The organism is Pseudarthrobacter humi (assembly GCF_024294965.1).
Classification (GTDB): Bacteria; Actinomycetota; Actinomycetes; order Actinomycetales; family Micrococcaceae; genus Arthrobacter; species Arthrobacter humi.
On record NZ_JANCLV010000008.1, the window covers coordinates 62,757 to 77,871 of the forward strand.

A 15,115-nucleotide genomic window follows, 5' to 3' on the forward strand; every position below is an offset into this window, starting at 1 on the left:
GAGGCTTTGCCCGAACGGGCAGATACTGCCCTGTTCTTCGCTGTGTGAGGGGCCCAAGTGTCCGTTCGCGCCAAGAAACGACGACGTCACGCACCGGCAGCCAGGCGCACACCCAACGTGAGCATGACCGCAGCGACGAGTCCGTCCAGGATGCGCCACGAGGAGGGCCGCGCGAAGAACGGCCGGAGGACCCTGGCCCCGAACCCCAGCGCACTGAACCAGGCGATGCTGGCGGCAATGGCTCCGCCCCCGAACCACCAGCGCACATCCTGCGCCTGCTGGTTGGCCACCGATCCGAGGAGCAGCACCGTGTCGAGGTAGACATGCGGGTTGAGCCACGTCAGGGCCAGTACCGTGCTGAGGGCGGCGCCGAGGCCGACGGCGGGCTGCCGCCCCGACGCCGTTAGTGCTCCAGGACGAACCGCCCGGCGCGCCGCCATAACGCCGTAGCCCACGAGGAAGGCGGCGCCGGCAAACCTGACCACGTCGACGATCACAGGACTCGACCGAAGCAGCGCTCCCACTCCGGCGATGCCCGCCGCGATGAGCAGGGCATCGGAGACGCTGCAGACCAGGACGACGGCGGCCACATGCTCGCCGCGGATGCCCTGCCGGAGGACAAAGGCGTTCTGGCTGCCGATGGCCACGATGAGGGCAAGCCCCGTGCCGAAGCCCAGCGCAGCGGGGCCCAGAAATGCGGTCAGATCCATATTCTCCAACGTACGGGCGGACGTAGGATTACTCCAGCTAAAGATTCTTAGCTCTATTAAGGAAAGCTAATGAAGACGTTCCAGTTCGAGCAGCTCCGTACCTTCGCGGCCGTCGTGGACGAGGGGACGCTCGAGGCGGCGGCCCGCAGCCTGTACGTCACGCCGTCGGCCATTTCCCAGCGTCTCAAGGCGATGGAGGACGCGGCCGGCCAGATCCTGTTGCAGCGCACCAACCCCGTCCGCCCCACAACCGCCGGGGAAGCCATCCTACGGTTCGCCCGGCAGGTCCGGCAGCTCGAATGGGACGCCCAGCAGGAGCTCGGCGGGAGCCGGGACCGCCCGACGGCGCCCATCCCCTTGGTGGTGAACGCGGACTCACTCTCCACCTGGTTCATGCCTGCCCTGGCAGGTCTTCCGCCGGATCTCGGCGCGTGCTTCGAACTCCGCAGGGAGGATGAACAGCATTCCACCCAGCTTCTGCGGACAGGATCGGTGATGGCCGCGGTTACCGCAACGCCGGAACCGGTCCAGGGCTGCAGCGTGGAACCGCTGGGTTCCCTGCGGTACCGGGCGGTGGCAAGCCCCGGCTACCTCCGGCACTGGTGGCCCGACGGGCCGGAACTTGTTGCAGGGAGCCGGGCACCGGTGGTGGACTTTGACCGCAAGGATGACCTGCAGGACGGGTTCTTCCGCACGATGACCGGCGCGGAACTGACCGCGCCGCGGCACTATGTGCCGTCGTCGGCCGAGTTCGCCCAGGCCATCCGGCTGGGACTTGGATGGGGGTTGCTCCCGGAGCAACAGTGCCTGGCGGACCTCCGCAGCGGCGCCCTCGTGGAGCTGGCCTCCGCGAGCCCTGTTGACGTGTCCTTGTACTGGCAGCGCTGGAAGATCGACTCCCCGGTGCTCAACCAGCTGACCGCCGCGGTCCGGGAGACGGCCTCCCGGGAACTGCGCCAGCCAGGCACCTGAGCCGGCATTAGCCCGAGCCGCCGTTCTCATACAGCCCGGCAGGGGATGCGTCCGGCAACGCGTCATGCCATACTCAGGCCGTGACGTCGTCGTACTCATTCCGGGCCGAACTGTGGCGCTATCCCGACGAATCCGGCTGGCACTTCCTGACCCTCCCGCCGGAGGTCGGGGACGACCTCCGGGACGAGGCAGCGGTGTTCCGGAAGGGCTTCGGCTCGGTCAGAGTCACCGCGGAAATCTCCGGCTGCACCTGGCAGACCTCGGTCTTTCCGGACAGCAAAAGCCGCTCCTACCTGTTGCCCGTCAAGAAGGCTGTCCGGGACGCGGCGGGCATCAGCGACGGTGATGACGTGGCCGTCCGGCTCGCGATCCAAGGCGAAGACGAGGCACGTACCGGGGAACGGACAAGCGGTACTGGCTGAACTCTGCCGGGAATGACGCTGGCCCCGAAAGACGCAAGAAACAGGGCCCTAACGTCCCTTCGCGCCAATCAGAACCAGGCCACCCCGAACTAGATCTGCTTCAGGGCCTGCTCCAGGTCGCCGATGAGGTCGTCCACATCCTCCAGGCCCACGGACAGCCGTACCACGCCGTCGCTGAGCCCGATGGCTGCGCGGCCCTCGGGACCCATGGCTCGGTGCGTGGTGGTGGCCGGATGGGTGATGAGGGACTTGGCGTCGCCCAGGTTGTTGGAGATGTCGATGATCCGCAGGGCGTCCAGCAGCGCAAAGGCGGCGTCCTTGCCCGAGCGGCCGCCCGTCGTCGCAAGTTCCAGCGTGAGGACGGTGCCGCCGGCCTTCATCTGCTTGGCGGCGAGCTCGTACTGCGGGTGTGATTTCAGCAGCGGGTACCTGACCCAGCTGACGGCCGGCTGCTGTTCGAGCCATTCGGCAATCCGCAGTGCGGACGTGGACGAGTGGTTGACACGCAGCGCCATGGTCTCCAGGCCCTTGGTGAGCACCCAGGCGTTGAACGAGGAGAGAGCCGGTCCGGTGTGCCGCATGAGCTGCTTGACCGGGCCGTCGATGAATTCCTTGGTGCCCAGGATGGCACCGCCCAGGACGCGTCCCTGGCCGTCGATGTGCTTTGTGCCGGAGTACACAATCACGTCTGCGCCCAGCTGGCCGCAGCGCTGCAGGAGGGGAGTGGCAAAGACATTGTCGACGACGACAGTGGCCCCGGCGGCGTGCGCCAGCTCGCTGACCGCTGCGATGTCCACGATTTCCTGCATCGGGTTGGACGGGGATTCGAAGAACACTGCGGTGGTGGGCTCCGACAGGGCAACCCGCCATTGTTCGAGGTCCGGGCCGTCAACAAACACGGTTTCCACGCCCCAGCGCGGCAGGATCTCGTTCAGGATCACAAAGCAGGAGCCGAACAGCGATCGCGCGGCAACCACCCGGTCCCCGGCCGCCAGCAGGGCACCCAGGGCCGTGAACACCGCTGACATGCCCGACGCCGTCGCAAAGCACGCTTCGGTGCCCTCAAGCAGGCGGAGGCGTTCCTGGAAGGTGGCCACGGACGGGTTGCCGTACCGGGAGTAAACGAAGCGTTCGTCCTCGCCGGTGAAGGCGCGCTCGGCGGCGGCAGCGGACTCGTAGACGAAGCCCGAGTTCAGGAAGACCGGCTCCGTGGTCTCCTGGAAGTTGGTGCGGTCCAGGCCGCCGCGGACCGCCTGCGTCTCGGCGCTCCAGCCGGCGGCGTCCGGGTTGAACGTCATTTGGCTATTCCCAGGTTTGTGGGCAGGCCGCGGTTCTTCCAGCCGTTGACGGTGCGCTCGCCGTAGCGGTCCGGCTCGCCTTCGAAACCCTCCAGGACGTTGTAGGAGGTGAAGCCGGCCTGCGTCGCGGCGATGGCGGCGGCGATGGAGCGCTGGCCCGAGCGGCAGAGGAAGACCAGCTCCGTGCCGTCGTCCTCCGGTGCCTGCTGCGTCAGGTCGGTGATGAAATCCGGGTTGGGGATGCCGCCGGGGAACGTCCACGGGATGAACAGGGGATCGTTGTCCGTGGCCTTGGTGTCGGGGATGCCGATGTGGGCCCATTCGCCTTCGGTGCGGACATCCACCAGGATGGCGCCCCGTTCGAGTTTGGCCCAAGCCTGCTGCGGGGTGAGGTCTCCGGCGTAGCTCATGCGTGGCCCTCGCCGTCGAAATCGAGGTCATCCACGGCGGAGGCGACGGCGGCGTCAGCGGTGGCGATGGCCGACGGGAGGATGAGTGCCTGCGCAACAATCACAACGCCTCCGTTGGACGTCGCGGCCGGGCTGCCGTGCAGGACATACCCTTCGGCCAGGGCAGTGGAAATCCGTTCACAGAAAGACCTGTCATCCGGCCCTGTAATGAGCCGGTAGGACAGTTTTTCTTCAGGGGCGGGTGCGTCAGACACGACGGGACTCCTTCTTTCACGCTTGCAGCTCGAATGGGTCGATATGCCGAGTATTCACCTGAGGCACCCCGCCGCGAAAGGGAGGGTTGCCGACCGGCCAGTCAGGGCTTGGCGCCGGTTCTCATTACTCCCCAAAAACGTAACATCCGGCCCGCCCGGCCGCACCGCCGCCGTCGTCATGTTCCGTAATTATCGCGTTTTTCCGTGATCCCGCAGTGCTTCCGTAACGCCGGCGCCGACGGGACAATCGGGTCATGGGGAACATTTTTGGGCATGCCCTGACGGGCGCCTGGGCACGCGTTTTGGCTGTGGCGTTGTGCGCTGTGCCGGTGCTGGCGGGGGTGACAGGTTGCCGGAACGTTTTCGCGCCGCCGCCCTGCATGCCGCCGGAGTTTTCCGTCTCGCCTGCCGCCGCGAAACCCGGTGACCGGGTCACCGTCAGCGCCCCGGATACCACCTGCGATGCCCGCTACGGCACCGATGCGCAGGTCCAGGTGACGGTCACGGATGCGACCGGTACCGCGGTGCTGGAAGAGCTCGCTCCCATGTCCGACGACGGCGGCTTCACTTTCGTGTTCACCCTCCCGGCTGGCGCGGCTCCCGGGAAGGCCGGGGTCACCGCTTACCCGTACAACCTGGACTGGTGCGACGACACAGGGGTGAACAACCGGGCGGCCCAGGCGCCGGCGGAACTGGTCCGGGTTTCGTGCGCGGAACGCCTGGTGCCGCTGGTGATCCTTGGACCCGGAGCCTGAACCTGGCGTCAGGCTTTGAGGATCAGGGCGTCGCCCTGGCCGCCGCCGCCGCACAACGCAACCACGCCCGTCCCGCCGCCGCGCCGTTTCAGCGCGAGTGCCTGATGCAGGACCAGGCGGGCCCCCGAGGCGCCCACCGGGTGGCCCAAAGCGATGGCGCCGCCGTCGGCGTTGATCCTGTCGGCGTCGATCCCCAGGTCCGTGGCGGACTGCAGCACCACCGAGGCGAAGGCCTCGTTGATCTCAATGAGGTCCACGTCGTCAATGGTCAGCCCTTCGACTTTCAGCGCTCGCTCAATGGCGCGGGACGGCTGGGAATGCAGGGATCCGTCCGGTCCGGCGGTCTGGCCGTGGCTGCCGATTTCCGCGATCCAGCTGAGGCCGGCCGCTTCCGCAGCTGCCTTGCTGGCCACTACCACTGCGGCGGCGCCGTCCGACAGCGGGGAGGCAGAACCGGCGGTGATGGTGGCCGTCGGATCCTTGGAGAAGACGGGCTTCAGTGCCGCCAGCGCCTCGATGGTGGTGCCGGCCCGGATGCCTTCGTCGGCATCAATCACGACGGCGGGTCCCCGGCGCTGCGGGACCTCCACCGGAGCGATCTCCTCAGCCAGGATGCCGGCCGCCCGGGCGGCCTCCGCCCGCTGGTGCGAAAGGGCGGCGACGGCGTCCTGGTCCTCGCGGCTGATGCCCAGGCGGGCGTTCCCGGCGTCCGTGGCGGAGCCCATCAGTTCACCGGAGACCGGATCCTGCAGGCCGTCAAAGTTCAGCGAATCCAGCAGCGGCGCATCGCCGATGGCCACGCCGCCGCGAAGCCGGGGCAGCAGGTGCGGGGCGTTGGTCATGGATTCCTGGCCCGCCGCCACAATGAAATCAGCCTCGCCGGCCCGGATCATCCGGGCGGCATCGATCACGGCCGTCAGGCCGGACAGGCAGAGTTTGTTGATGGTCACGGTGGGCACGTCCCAGCCGATGCCGGCGGCGAGGCTGGCCTGCCGGGCGGGTCCCTGGCCAGCGCCCGCCTGGATAACCTGGCCCACGATCACGGCCTGGATCTGTTCCGGCGCCACCCCGGACCGTTCCAGTGCGTTCCGGATGGCGTGGGCACCCAGCTCGCTGGAGGTGAGCCCGGAGAGGCTGCCGCGGAACTTGCCGAAGGGGGTCCGTGCGCCGCCCAGGATGACGGGGGTGCGAGCGTCGTTGCTCATGGTCTGCCTTTCGGTTGCGGATTCAAGAGTGCTTGAGGCCAGCTTAGGCGAACCGTGATGGGCGGGTTAGGTGGCGCGGGCACCTTGGATTCGGCCGCGATCGGGTCAGCCGTGGAGGAGCAGTTGGTGGAGCAGGTGGTCCTGCCAGCGGCCGGCGATCTTCAGGTACTGCGGCGCCGCTCCGATTTCCCGAAACCCGGCGCGTGTGAGGATCTTGCGTGAGGGCTCATTGTGGAGCAGCGTTGCCGCCTGGACCCGGTGGAGGCCCAGTTCTGTCCGGGCATGATCCGTGGCGAAGCGGACGGCGGCAGCTCCGATGCCCCGCCGGTTGAGGCCGGAATCAACCCAGTACCCGAGGTTGGCGTTGAGGAACGGCCCCCGGACGATGCCGGTAAGGGTGACGGCGCCGACGATGTACGCCGGATCGTCGCGGTTCACCAGCACCCACGGAACTTCCTGGCCCACGGAATGCTGGGCGAGCTTGGCCCGGATGATGTCCAGCTGATGCCTGGGGGTGAAAAAGGCTTCGTCCCGCTCCGGTTCCCACGCAGCGAGGTGCTGGCGGTTCCGGAGGTAGGCCTTGCTCAGGCCGGCCGCATCGCTCCGCCGCAGCAGCCGGATCCGGACCCCCGGGAGGAGCGGAGCCGGGGCCTCGCTGTCCACAAGCTCTCCCGCGCTACTCGAAGGAAGCACGACGGCGGTCCGACAACCGCGTGTTCCAAACGTCCGGTTTGGCAACCTGGAAGCGGCGGCCGGTCAGTGCGAGCGGGGTTAGCCGGATGTAGTAGTCCTTGGGTCCGGGCTGCCAGGGCTCCAGATGGAGCGCGTCGACGGCGTCCTTGTCGGCCTGTGCCTCGATCACTTCGGTGTCTCCGCGCGCAACCACACTCCAGGCCACCTCCGTGCGGGGATCGTATCCATCGATCTCCAGCGCCGCGGGACGGTCTGCCTTGGCGCCCCACAGTTTGGTGCCGCCGGCGCTGCGGAAGACGATGCTCCTGCGGTCCAGGACGTAGTTGACCGGAAAGATCTCCGGATGGCCGTCCACTACAAGGGCCAGGCGCCCCAGTGTGTCCACGGCAAGTAATTCCCAGCATTCGTCGAACGTCAATTTGTTGGTCGGCTGCGTGTGAGAGTTCATGCACCAAACCATACGGACCTGCGGGACGGACCAACAGGGTATTGTCACAATCCAACATGCTCCAGCAGGGCGTCCAGGAGGGGAAGCTGGCCCTTGACCAGCTTGCTGCGGGCCTCGGATTCGGTCACCCACCGGGCGTCGTCCACCTCGGGAAATTCCTGGATGACGCCGGATCCTTTGGGCCACTCCAGCGGGAACGTGTTGCTCACAATCCGTTCGGGCTGGAAGTCAGACTCAGCGGCGAACACCGTGATGATCTTTCCCGACGGTTGCCGGAACGCGCCCAGCTCAAAGTAGGCAACAGCTGGCGGCGGCGTGCCGATCTCCTCGTCAAACTCGCGCAGCGCGGCGAGCAGGGGTTCCTCGTCGGGAAGGTACTCGCCCTTGGGAACCGACCAGGACTGGGTTTGTTTGCGGGCCCAGAACGGTCCGCCCATGTGCGCTATCCACACTTCCAGCCCGCCTGCTCCCTTCCGGTACAGAAGGATCCCTGCGCTGCGAACCGCCATGGCTTAAAGCCTCCCTGCTGAACTTCGGAAAACTACGGGATCCGGAACTGCTGAACCCCGGAAACTACTGGATCCCGGCAAGCAATGCGTTGAGTTCGGCCGTCAGCTGCTTCTGCACCGCGGGCGTCCCGACTTCCTTGCCGTCGATGTGGTTCACCGGCGCGAGCAGTCTGATGCTGGAAATCAGCCACACGGCGTCGGCGTCCAGCAGGTCCCGCGGTTCCAGCGGCCCGTAGCCGAGCTCCCAGCCGGCTGCCTTGGCTGCCGCGAACAGGGCCCCCTGGGAGGTCCCGGGGAGGATCCCGCTGTCCAGCTGCGGGGTGATGAGGCGGCGCACCGTCCTGGTGGCGCCGGCGCCGTCGTCGGAGGTTTCCAGATGTGCCAGCAGCACAGTGGACGTGGGGCCTTCCAGGACCCGGCCGTCGGAGGAGGTGAAGATGACGTCGTCGGCGCCCTGTTTGTGGGCGTACCGCAGGGCGGCCATGTTCGTGGCATAGGACAGGGTCTTGGCGCCGAGCAGCAGCCACGGGGCCCGCTCGGCCGCGTCGCTGTCGTAGCCGCGGTCCAGGAGGATGACGTCGATGCCGGTTTCCCGCTGGCGGCGTCCGAGGGCGCCTACCGGGGAGACCTGAACCCAGCACGTGGGGGACCCTGTGCCTTCCGGGCCGCGGGTGACCACGAGTTTCACCACCAGCTCGTCCTCGGCGGGCGACGGCGCGGGGTGCTGCGTGCGGTGCGCCGCGAGGCCCGTGGCGATCGCCGCCCGCCACGCATCCTGCGCCGGAATCACCAGGTCCAGGGCATCCGCCGACCCGCCGAGCCGGTCCAGATGCGCCTGCAGCTTCCGCACCGCGCCGCCCACCGCAAGCATGGATTCGAACACGCCGTCGCCTCGGGTGGCGCCCTGGTCCGTGGCCATCAGCTGGGGCTGCGAAGCGTCGGCCAGCCGGCCGTCCGGGAATGCAGGGTCAAGGAAAACGAGCACCACGGGCGCAGGAGAAGTCATGGCTCCAGCTTAGTAGGGCCGGCCGCGGCTAAACTGTGGGCATTGCCCCGCCGGAACCGGTCCGCGGGTGCGCGCAATCCGGGGGTATTCCAGTGCTGTGGCCAGTTTCGCTTGTCGGTACCGCGCCGATGTGGGTGGTGGTGGTGCTCAGCATTGCAGACCTGGTCATCCGGGTGCTGGCCATCGGTATTATCCCCGGCAACAGGCGTCCCACCACGGCCATGGCCTGGCTGCTGGGCATCTTCTTCATACCGTTCCTGGGCCTGGTCCTGTTCCTGCTGTTCGGAAACTTCAAGCTCTCCAGCCGCCGCCGCCAGCAGCAGGAGGTCATCAATACCCGGGTGCGGTCCGGCATCTCGGCGCTCGCCGACGTCGTCAGCGAATATGAAGGGCCCGAATGGGTGACGTCCGCCGGGGAACTGAACCGGCGGCTCGGCTCCCTTCCCATGGTGGACGGCAATTCCGTGGACCTTCTTCCCGGCTACCCGGACTCGATCCTGGCCATGACCCAGGCCGTCCGCAGAGCCAAGACGTTCGTCAACGCCGAGTTCTACATCATGAGCACGGACCACATCACCGATGACCTGCTGACCGCCCTGGAGGAGGCCGCCGAGCGGGGCGTGGAAGTGCGCGTGCTGTTTGACCACATCGGCACGCTCCGCGTCAAGGGTTACCGCGACCTGCTCAAACGGCTGCGGGCGGGAAAGATCCAGTGGAAGCGCATGCTCCCGGTGCTGCCCATCCACGGACAATGGCGCCGCCCGGACCTGCGGAACCACCGCAAAATCATGGTGGTGGACGGCGAACTCGCCTTCACGGGCTCGCAAAACCTGATCGAGCCTTCCTACAACAATCCCAAGCACCGCAAGGCCGGCCGCGAATGGGTGGAGCTAATGGCCTGCCTGCGCGGACCGATCGTCACCACGCTCAACGTGGTGTTCGCCACGGACTGGCTGAGCGAAACCGACGAGTCCCTGGAACACCAGCTGCGGCTCCCGGACAACCCCGCACCGGGCAACGTGACGGCCCAGGTGGTGCCCAGCGGACCCGGGTTCAGCACCGAAAACAACCTGCGGCTCTTCAACACCCTGATCTACTCAGCCCAGCACCGGATCTCCATCTGCAGCCCGTATTTCGTGCCCGATGACTCGCTGCTCTACGCCATCACCACCGCAGCCCAGCGGGGCGTGGACGTGGAGCTGTTCGTCTCCGAAAAGGGCGATCAGTTCCTGGTCCACCACGCCCAGCGCTCCTACTACGAGGCGCTGCTGGAGGCCGGCGTCCGGATCTACCTCTACAAGGCGCCCTTTGTGCTGCACGCCAAGCACTTCACCATCGACGACGAAGTGGCCGTCCTGGGCTCCAGCAACATGGACATGCGCTCCTTCTCGCTGAACATGGAGGTCTCGGTGATGCTGCTCGGCGCGGAAACCGTGAACAACATGCGCGCGGTCGAAGACACATACCGCGACATTTCCAACGAGCTCATACTCGAGGACTGGGTGACGCGTCCCCTCGCGGCCCGGTATGTCGACAACGTCGCCAGGCTGACCGCGACGCTCCAGTAACCCTTGGAGTTTTTGTCCAGATAATGGGGCTTTTAGGGGTGTTTATCCCGCAGTATCTGGACAAAAACTCCGAGGGTCAGGCGGTGGGAAAGTCCGCACCCAGCGCGGACAGCACACCGTGCGCCTTCACACGGATTTCGTCGTACTCCTCGTCAGGTACCGAGTCGGCAGTGATGGCGCCGCCGACGCCGAGGCTGAGTTCCGCCGTCGACTCTTGTTCGCCGCCGTCCCCGGCCACCGCCGTGGTTACCAGGGTGCGGATCGCCACCGCCAGGTCCGTGGCCCCGTTGAGCGAAAAGTAGCCGATTGCGCCCGAATACAGGCCGCGCGGACCCTCCTCCAACCGGTCCAGGATGGCCATGGTGCTGATTTTCGGGGCGCCGGTCATGGAGCCGGCCGGGAAACAGGCGGCCACCGCCTCGGCCCGCGGCGAGCCGGGCAGGAGCCGCGCGTCGATGGTGCTGACCATCTGGTGCACCGTGGCGTAGCTTTCGATCTCGCACAGCCTGCTGACCGTCACCGACCCGGGCTCCGCGAAGTGGCTGAGGTCGTTCCGCAGCAGGTCCACAATCATGATGTTTTCCGCGCGGTCCTTCAGCGAGGTAACCAGGTCCTCCCGCAACTGCCTGTCACGTTCCGGATCAGCACCCCGGCGGCGGGTGCCCTTGATCGGTTCGGCGCGCATGCCGCCGTCGGACGTTATCCGCAGGAACCGCTCCGGCGACGTGCTGGCCACGGTCAGCCCGCCGAACCGCAGGTAGCTGGCGAACGGCGCGGGATTTTTCCACCGCAGCGCGAGGTACGTGTGCCACGGGGCCGCCTCGGCGGCGGGCAGCCGGGCCGTGAGCGTGGTGGTCAGGCACACCTCGTAGGAGTTTCCCTCATGGATTTCGTGCTGCGCGGCGGCGATTTTGGCCAGGTAGGAGGGCTCCGTGTCGCGGCTGCTGAACGCGGGCCTCACGGGACGGACGACGCCGTTGCTGCCGCCGGCGTGCGTACGCTGGTCCCCTGGTGTCGCGGCGGGGGCGCCAGCGACAGCGGCAGAGGCAGCGACGGCGGCGCGGGCGTGGGTCAGCCAGCGGTCGGCGTCGGGCGCCTCCAGGGCAAGGAGCCAAGCCGTTCCTTCCACGTGGTCCAAAACGACGGCCCGGCCCGCGAAGATCAGGGCCGCGTCAGGAGTCGGCGCCGCCACGTCCGTTCCGCCGGTCTCTCGCTTGAGCTCATAGCCCAGGCAGCCCAGCCAGCCCAGGGTGAAGTCACCCGGGTAGCCATCCGGCGTGCGGACCGCCCGGCGTCCCCAGACCGTGTCCAGCCAGCGGAAGAACGGTCCCGGTACGCGCGCCGTGGCGGAGCCTGCCGTGATGACGCTTTTGCCGGACCGGTGCGTGACGGACTGGCCGTACGTCCCGCCGTCGTCCGCCAGGATGCTGAAGCGGCTGCGCGCGGTGGCGGGCGACGGCTCCGGAAGGGGGCCTGCGGGTGCGCCGGGGGATGCGCTGGCGGAGGAATCTGGGTTGGGTGAGTCCGCGTTGGAGGAGTCCAGCCAGACGGCATTGGCCGAGCCGCCGTAGAGGTTCTCGAAGAGGGCCGCGGCGTCCGGCCTGGCGTCCAGCCGTTCTGCGCGCAGCCTGAGGCCGCGGCGGGCAGCAAGCTCGGGAACAAGCGCCGGTCCGAGAGCGGGCAGGTACGCGAGGGCCTGCATCACATCAGCGGTGGCGGAGCCGTCGGCGTTGTTGAGGACGCGGATATCGGCTTCCTGGGGGACGTCGTCGGCGGCGAGCCAGGCCTCCTCCTGCTCAGCCCACTGGTCCCAAAACGGCTCATAGGTGCCGCCGTCGCGGTCCAGGGCACGCTTCCGGCGGATGTCGTCCGGCGAGTCAGCCCAGATGACAGCGCTGAGCAGGGGCCGGGCGACCGCCGCCGCCGCCCCCACTCCCTCAACGATCACGATCTCGGCGGGCAGCGTGACACGGGTGTCGCCGTCGTAATGCCTTTCCCAGTCCCAGCTGGTCCAGGTGGCGGGCTCGGCGCGGCTCAACGGCGTGAGCACCGTGGAAACGTAGCGCTCGATGCCCGCGGTGAGGCCGTTCCAGCCCGGGTAGATGTCCTCCAGGTGGAAGAGCGCGACTTTGTGGTGGTTCCGCAGCTGCGCGGCCAGTTCGATGGCGAGAGTGGTTTTCCCTGCGCCGGATCGCCCGTCAATGGCGATGATCACAGGTGCAGGGGTCATGAAATAGAGCGTACCTGCTGCTGCATCAGCTGCTGGGCGTCCTGCAGCGGTCGCCGCGCGAGCCATGCTGCCACGATCGCGCCGGAGATGTTGTGCCAGAGCGAGAAAACGGCGGACGGCAGTGCGGCCAGCGGGGTGAAATGCGCGGTGGCCAGCGTGGCGGCCAAGCCGGAGTTCTGCATGCCCACTTCGAAGGCAAGCGCCCTCCGTGCTTTATCGTCCAGCCGGCCCAGTTTGCCCGCCAGGTAGCCCAGGCCCAGGCCGAAGCCGTCCCCCTTGGCCAGGAAGGCCATCACGTTCGAGGCGGTGCCGGACGGGGCACACCCCACCAGGATCAGGCCTACGGCAAGTTCCGGCTGAAGCTGGAGCGCCACGGCAATCAGCCAGCCCGCACCGGGCATGATCACGTCTCTGCGGCCGGAAGGCTTGACGGTGGATCCAGGCCTAGTGGATCAGCGCGAGGAGAATTCCTACCGCCACAAAGAGCACCCCGAAGATCCGGCTGAGGATCTTCTGGCCGCGGGCGTTGTGCGTGAACCGCTGGAAGGACTTGGCGGCAAAGGCGAAGAAGAACCACATCACCAGGATGTCGATCACCACCACGGTGGCTGTGAGCACAAGGTACTGCGGCAGGAGCGGCTGTTCCGGGCGGATGAACTGTGGCATAAACGCGAGGAAGAAAACGATGGCCTTCGGGTTGAGCAGGTTAACCCAGAGGCCGCGCCGGAACATTGACCAGGCGGGCTCGTTCCGTTGGGCGGCGGCCTGTTCCTGGTCCGCCTCCGGTTTGCTGAGGAACTGGCGGATGCCCAGGTACACCAGGTAGGCGGCTCCGGCGTAACGGATCACGTTGAAGGCCGCCGGGGAACTTGCCACCAGCACGCCGACCCCCAGGGCCACGATCACCACGTGGACAACCAAGGCTGCCTGCTGGCCAAGGATGCCCCAGATGGAGCGGCGGAATCCGGACGTCAGCGAGTTGCTCATGGTGTTGATGGCACCGGCGCCGGGCGTAAAGCTGATCAGGACGCCGGCGCCCGCGAGGGCGAGCCACAGGGAGAATTGCACCCGCCAAGTTTAGTGCCGTCGCCACCGCGGGAGTGACTCCCCGCAGTGCAGGAAGTGCTGCCCTCACCGCCGGTGGCCAAAGGCCCCAAAATCATGCCCGTGCGATGACCTCACCGTTCGGGATCAGGAACCAGCCGTCGTCGGTGGATCCCCAGCGGTGCCAGCCTGCCGAAATCCGGGCCAGGTCCGCTGGATTTGCGAAGCCGTATTCAAGGGCCTGCTCCGCGAAGGCAGAATGCAGCACTCGTTCGCCCCAGACCCGGGCCTGCCATCGCCGCTGTTGCCCCGTGGCATACAGCCAGTTGCTGCTGGTGGGCGCCACGTTACTGAAGCCTGCGGACTGGGCCCAGGACACGAGCCGGCGGCCGGCGTCGGGCTCGGCCCCGTTGCGTCGGGCGATCCGCTGGTACAGGTCCATCCATTCGTCCAGCTCAGGGATGGCGGGGTACCAGCTCATGCCGTGGAAGTCGGCGTCGCGCACTGCCACAATGCCGCCCGGCTTTGCCACGCGGCGCATCTCGCGCAACGCCTCCACCGGGTCGGTCAGGTGCTGGAGCACCTGGTGGGCATGGACGACGTCGAACGTTTCGTCCTCGAAGTCAAGGTCGTAGATGTTGCCGGCCAGGAACTCCGCATTGGCCACGCCGCGTTCGGCGGCCAGCGCCGTGGCCTGGGCAATGATGTCCGGTGACCGGTCCAGGCCGGTGACCTTCCCGGGCGCTACCAGCCCGGCGAAATCGCAGGTGATGCTCCCAGGGCCGCAGCCGACGTCGAGCACTGAAACCCCGGGCGTGAGGTGCGGAATGACAAAGGCCGCGGAGTTCTCCGCGGTCCTGGAAGCGTGGGCGCGGACCACCGACTCGTGGTGCCCGTGCGTGTACACATCGTCGTCGTCAGGCTGCTGCTCACTCATAATGAAACGCTACCCCTCCGCAGTGAAAAACAGGCGGAACCTGGCCTAACTGGGCTTGGGAGGGGAGGCCGGGCCGCCGTCGGACGCTTCCTCGCGGGCCGCCACGGTGGCGTCCACCATGGCCGTCATGAAACGGGTGACAAGCTCCAGTTCTTCGGGGGAGAAGTCCGCCATGGCGTTGCCCATGTGGCGCGAAAGCGGCATGAACATTGCACTGCCGTCCCGGAACGCCTTGGGTGTCATGCGCAGTTGGACCTGCCGCCGGTCCGGCCCGAGACGCTCCCTGACCACGTGCCCGGAACTGTCCAGCCGGTCGATGAGGGCCGTGGTGGCTGGCGAGCTGAGGTTGAGTTCCTTGCGCAGGATCCCGGGCGTGACCACCAGGCCCTTGGCGGTGTGCCGCATGATCACCGCCAGCGCGTTGAGGTCGGTGCGGTGCATGTCGTTGCGGCCGCCGGCGGTGTCCACATAGCGGTTGGCCTCCAGCGTGAAGTCCTGGAGCAGGCGGACCAGGGCGAAAGGTGCGGAGTCCGGTGGGCGCTGGAACGCTTCGTCTGTCATGGTTCCGCCTCCGTTCGCTTGCTGGTGCCCGAGATCCGGCCTGGTGCCCTGACGGATACTACTGCAGCGATGCCGGATGGGCAGTTCCAAGCA

At 67.4% G+C, this 15,115-nt stretch carries 17 protein-coding genes, 1 pseudogene and 1 riboswitch; of the genes and pseudogenes, 4 read left to right on the forward strand and 14 right to left on the reverse strand.

Annotated features, from left to right (window positions below):
• Positions 1-86 precede the first annotated feature (86 nt).
• A complete protein-coding gene (locus tag NFC73_RS12915; RefSeq protein WP_254750793.1) occupies positions 87-710 on the reverse strand; it encodes a LysE/ArgO family amino acid transporter in 624 nt (207 codons plus the stop codon).
• A gap of 69 nt (positions 711-779) precedes the next feature.
• Between NFC73_RS12915 and NFC73_RS12920 the strand changes: the two genes are divergently transcribed.
• Positions 780-1,682, forward strand: coding sequence for a LysR family transcriptional regulator ArgP (locus NFC73_RS12920; protein WP_254750794.1), 903 nt, complete (start codon positions 780-782; stop codon positions 1,680-1,682).
• Between the two features lie 80 nt (positions 1,683-1,762).
• A complete protein-coding gene (locus NFC73_RS12925; RefSeq protein ID WP_254750795.1) occupies positions 1,763-2,104 on the forward strand; it encodes a DUF1905 domain-containing protein in 342 nt (113 codons plus the stop codon).
• Between the two features lie 89 nt (positions 2,105-2,193).
• Here the strand turns inward: NFC73_RS12925 and NFC73_RS12930 are convergent, their stop codons facing one another.
• From NFC73_RS12930 to NFC73_RS12940, 3 genes are read right to left on the reverse strand one after another with little or no spacing between them, the layout of a single operon-like run.
• Positions 2,194-3,402 carry an O-succinylhomoserine sulfhydrylase gene (locus NFC73_RS12930; RefSeq protein ID WP_254750796.1) on the reverse strand — a complete coding sequence of 403 codons (1,209 nt, stop codon included), beginning with the start codon at positions 3,400-3,402 and terminating at the stop codon, positions 2,194-2,196.
• Entirely contained in the window at positions 3,399-3,812 is a 414-nt protein-coding gene (locus NFC73_RS12935) for a rhodanese-like domain-containing protein (protein ID WP_254750797.1), read from the reverse strand. Before NFC73_RS12935 ends, NFC73_RS12930 begins: the two co-directional genes overlap by 4 nt.
• Positions 3,809-4,066, reverse strand: coding sequence for a DUF1737 domain-containing protein (locus tag NFC73_RS12940; protein ID WP_254750798.1), 258 nt, complete (start codon positions 4,064-4,066; stop codon positions 3,809-3,811). The genes NFC73_RS12935 and NFC73_RS12940 overlap by 4 nt, the downstream gene beginning before the upstream one ends.
• Positions 4,067-4,079: 13 nt before the next feature.
• A riboswitch (SAM riboswitch) is annotated at positions 4,080-4,195 on the reverse strand.
• Between the two features lie 125 nt (positions 4,196-4,320).
• Between NFC73_RS12940 and NFC73_RS12945 the strand changes: the two genes are divergently transcribed.
• Complete coding sequence (locus NFC73_RS12945; protein ID WP_254750799.1) at positions 4,321-4,821, forward strand: hypothetical protein; 501 nt, start codon at positions 4,321-4,323, stop codon at positions 4,819-4,821.
• 8 nt (positions 4,822-4,829) lie between these two features.
• Here NFC73_RS12945 and NFC73_RS12950 read toward each other — a convergent pair whose 3' ends face one another.
• From NFC73_RS12950 to NFC73_RS12970, 5 genes are all read right to left on the reverse strand, one after another.
• On the reverse strand, positions 4,830-6,026 hold the full coding sequence (locus NFC73_RS12950) for an acetyl-CoA C-acetyltransferase (RefSeq protein WP_254750800.1): 1,197 nt from the start codon (positions 6,024-6,026) through the stop codon (positions 4,830-4,832).
• A 105-nt stretch (positions 6,027-6,131) separates the two neighbouring features.
• Positions 6,132-6,689: a GNAT family N-acetyltransferase gene (locus NFC73_RS12955; protein WP_254750801.1), complete on the reverse strand. Its 558-nt coding sequence runs from the start codon at positions 6,687-6,689 to the stop codon at positions 6,132-6,134.
• Between the two features lie 13 nt (positions 6,690-6,702).
• Positions 6,703-7,167 carry a pyridoxamine 5'-phosphate oxidase family protein gene (locus NFC73_RS12960; RefSeq protein WP_254750802.1) on the reverse strand — a complete coding sequence of 155 codons (465 nt, stop codon included), beginning with the start codon at positions 7,165-7,167 and terminating at the stop codon, positions 6,703-6,705.
• 44 nt (positions 7,168-7,211) lie between these two features.
• The gene (locus NFC73_RS12965; protein ID WP_254750803.1) at positions 7,212-7,676 is read right to left on the reverse strand and encodes an NUDIX hydrolase; all 465 of its coding nucleotides are present in this window, start codon (positions 7,674-7,676) and stop codon (positions 7,212-7,214) included.
• Between the two features lie 64 nt (positions 7,677-7,740).
• Positions 7,741-8,682, reverse strand: coding sequence for an aminodeoxychorismate lyase (locus NFC73_RS12970; protein WP_254750804.1), 942 nt, complete (start codon positions 8,680-8,682; stop codon positions 7,741-7,743).
• Between the two features lie 128 nt (positions 8,683-8,810).
• On the opposite strand from NFC73_RS12970, the gene cls reads away from it, so the two are divergent.
• Positions 8,811-10,250, forward strand: coding sequence for a cardiolipin synthase (gene cls / locus NFC73_RS12975; RefSeq protein WP_254750972.1), 1,440 nt, complete (start codon positions 8,811-8,813; stop codon positions 10,248-10,250).
• 76 nt (positions 10,251-10,326) lie between these two features.
• Here cls and NFC73_RS12980 read toward each other — a convergent pair whose 3' ends face one another.
• From NFC73_RS12980 to NFC73_RS13000, 5 genes and pseudogenes are all read right to left on the reverse strand, one after another.
• Positions 10,327-12,480, reverse strand: a complete 2,154-nt coding sequence (locus NFC73_RS12980) for a chorismate-binding protein (protein ID WP_254750806.1) — start codon at positions 12,478-12,480, stop codon at positions 10,327-10,329.
• Positions 12,477-12,887: pseudogene (locus NFC73_RS12985) on the reverse strand (bile acid:sodium symporter family protein); the annotation flags it as partial. The pseudogene NFC73_RS12985 and the gene NFC73_RS12980, both read right to left, overlap by 4 nt.
• A gap of 37 nt (positions 12,888-12,924) precedes the next feature.
• A complete protein-coding gene (locus NFC73_RS12990; RefSeq protein ID WP_254750808.1) occupies positions 12,925-13,548 on the reverse strand; it encodes a LysE family transporter in 624 nt (207 codons plus the stop codon).
• Between the two features lie 91 nt (positions 13,549-13,639).
• Entirely contained in the window at positions 13,640-14,461 is an 822-nt protein-coding gene (locus NFC73_RS12995) for a methyltransferase domain-containing protein (protein ID WP_254750810.1), read from the reverse strand.
• A gap of 45 nt (positions 14,462-14,506) precedes the next feature.
• Positions 14,507-15,022 carry a MarR family winged helix-turn-helix transcriptional regulator gene (locus NFC73_RS13000; RefSeq protein ID WP_254750812.1) on the reverse strand — a complete coding sequence of 172 codons (516 nt, stop codon included), beginning with the start codon at positions 15,020-15,022 and terminating at the stop codon, positions 14,507-14,509.
• Positions 15,023-15,115: the final 93 nt, after the last annotated feature.

Coding starts and splice junctions, on each gene's coding strand:
- NFC73_RS12995 (WP_254750810.1), bottom strand. CDS start 14,461: ATGAGTGAGCAGCAGCCTGACGACGACGATGTGTACACGCACGGGCAC.
- NFC73_RS12915 (WP_254750793.1), bottom strand. CDS start 710: ATGGATCTGACCGCATTTCTGGGCCCCGCTGCGCTGGGCTTCGGCACG.
- NFC73_RS12950 (WP_254750800.1), bottom strand. CDS start 6,026: ATGAGCAACGACGCTCGCACCCCCGTCATCCTGGGCGGCGCACGGACC.
- cls (WP_254750972.1), top strand. CDS start 8,811: ATGTGGGTGGTGGTGGTGCTCAGCATTGCAGACCTGGTCATCCGGGTG.
- NFC73_RS12970 (WP_254750804.1), bottom strand. CDS start 8,682: ATGACTTCTCCTGCGCCCGTGGTGCTCGTTTTCCTTGACCCTGCATTC.
- NFC73_RS12920 (WP_254750794.1), top strand. CDS start 780: ATGAAGACGTTCCAGTTCGAGCAGCTCCGTACCTTCGCGGCCGTCGTG.
- NFC73_RS13000 (WP_254750812.1), bottom strand. CDS start 15,022: ATGACAGACGAAGCGTTCCAGCGCCCACCGGACTCCGCACCTTTCGCC.
- NFC73_RS12980 (WP_254750806.1), bottom strand. CDS start 12,480: ATGACCCCTGCACCTGTGATCATCGCCATTGACGGGCGATCCGGCGCA.
- NFC73_RS12960 (WP_254750802.1), bottom strand. CDS start 7,167: ATGAACTCTCACACGCAGCCGACCAACAAATTGACGTTCGACGAATGC.
- NFC73_RS12965 (WP_254750803.1), bottom strand. CDS start 7,676: ATGGCGGTTCGCAGCGCAGGGATCCTTCTGTACCGGAAGGGAGCAGGC.
- NFC73_RS12945 (WP_254750799.1), top strand. CDS start 4,321: ATGGGGAACATTTTTGGGCATGCCCTGACGGGCGCCTGGGCACGCGTT.
- NFC73_RS12935 (WP_254750797.1), bottom strand. CDS start 3,812: ATGAGCTACGCCGGAGACCTCACCCCGCAGCAGGCTTGGGCCAAACTC.
- NFC73_RS12930 (WP_254750796.1), bottom strand. CDS start 3,402: ATGACGTTCAACCCGGACGCCGCCGGCTGGAGCGCCGAGACGCAGGCG.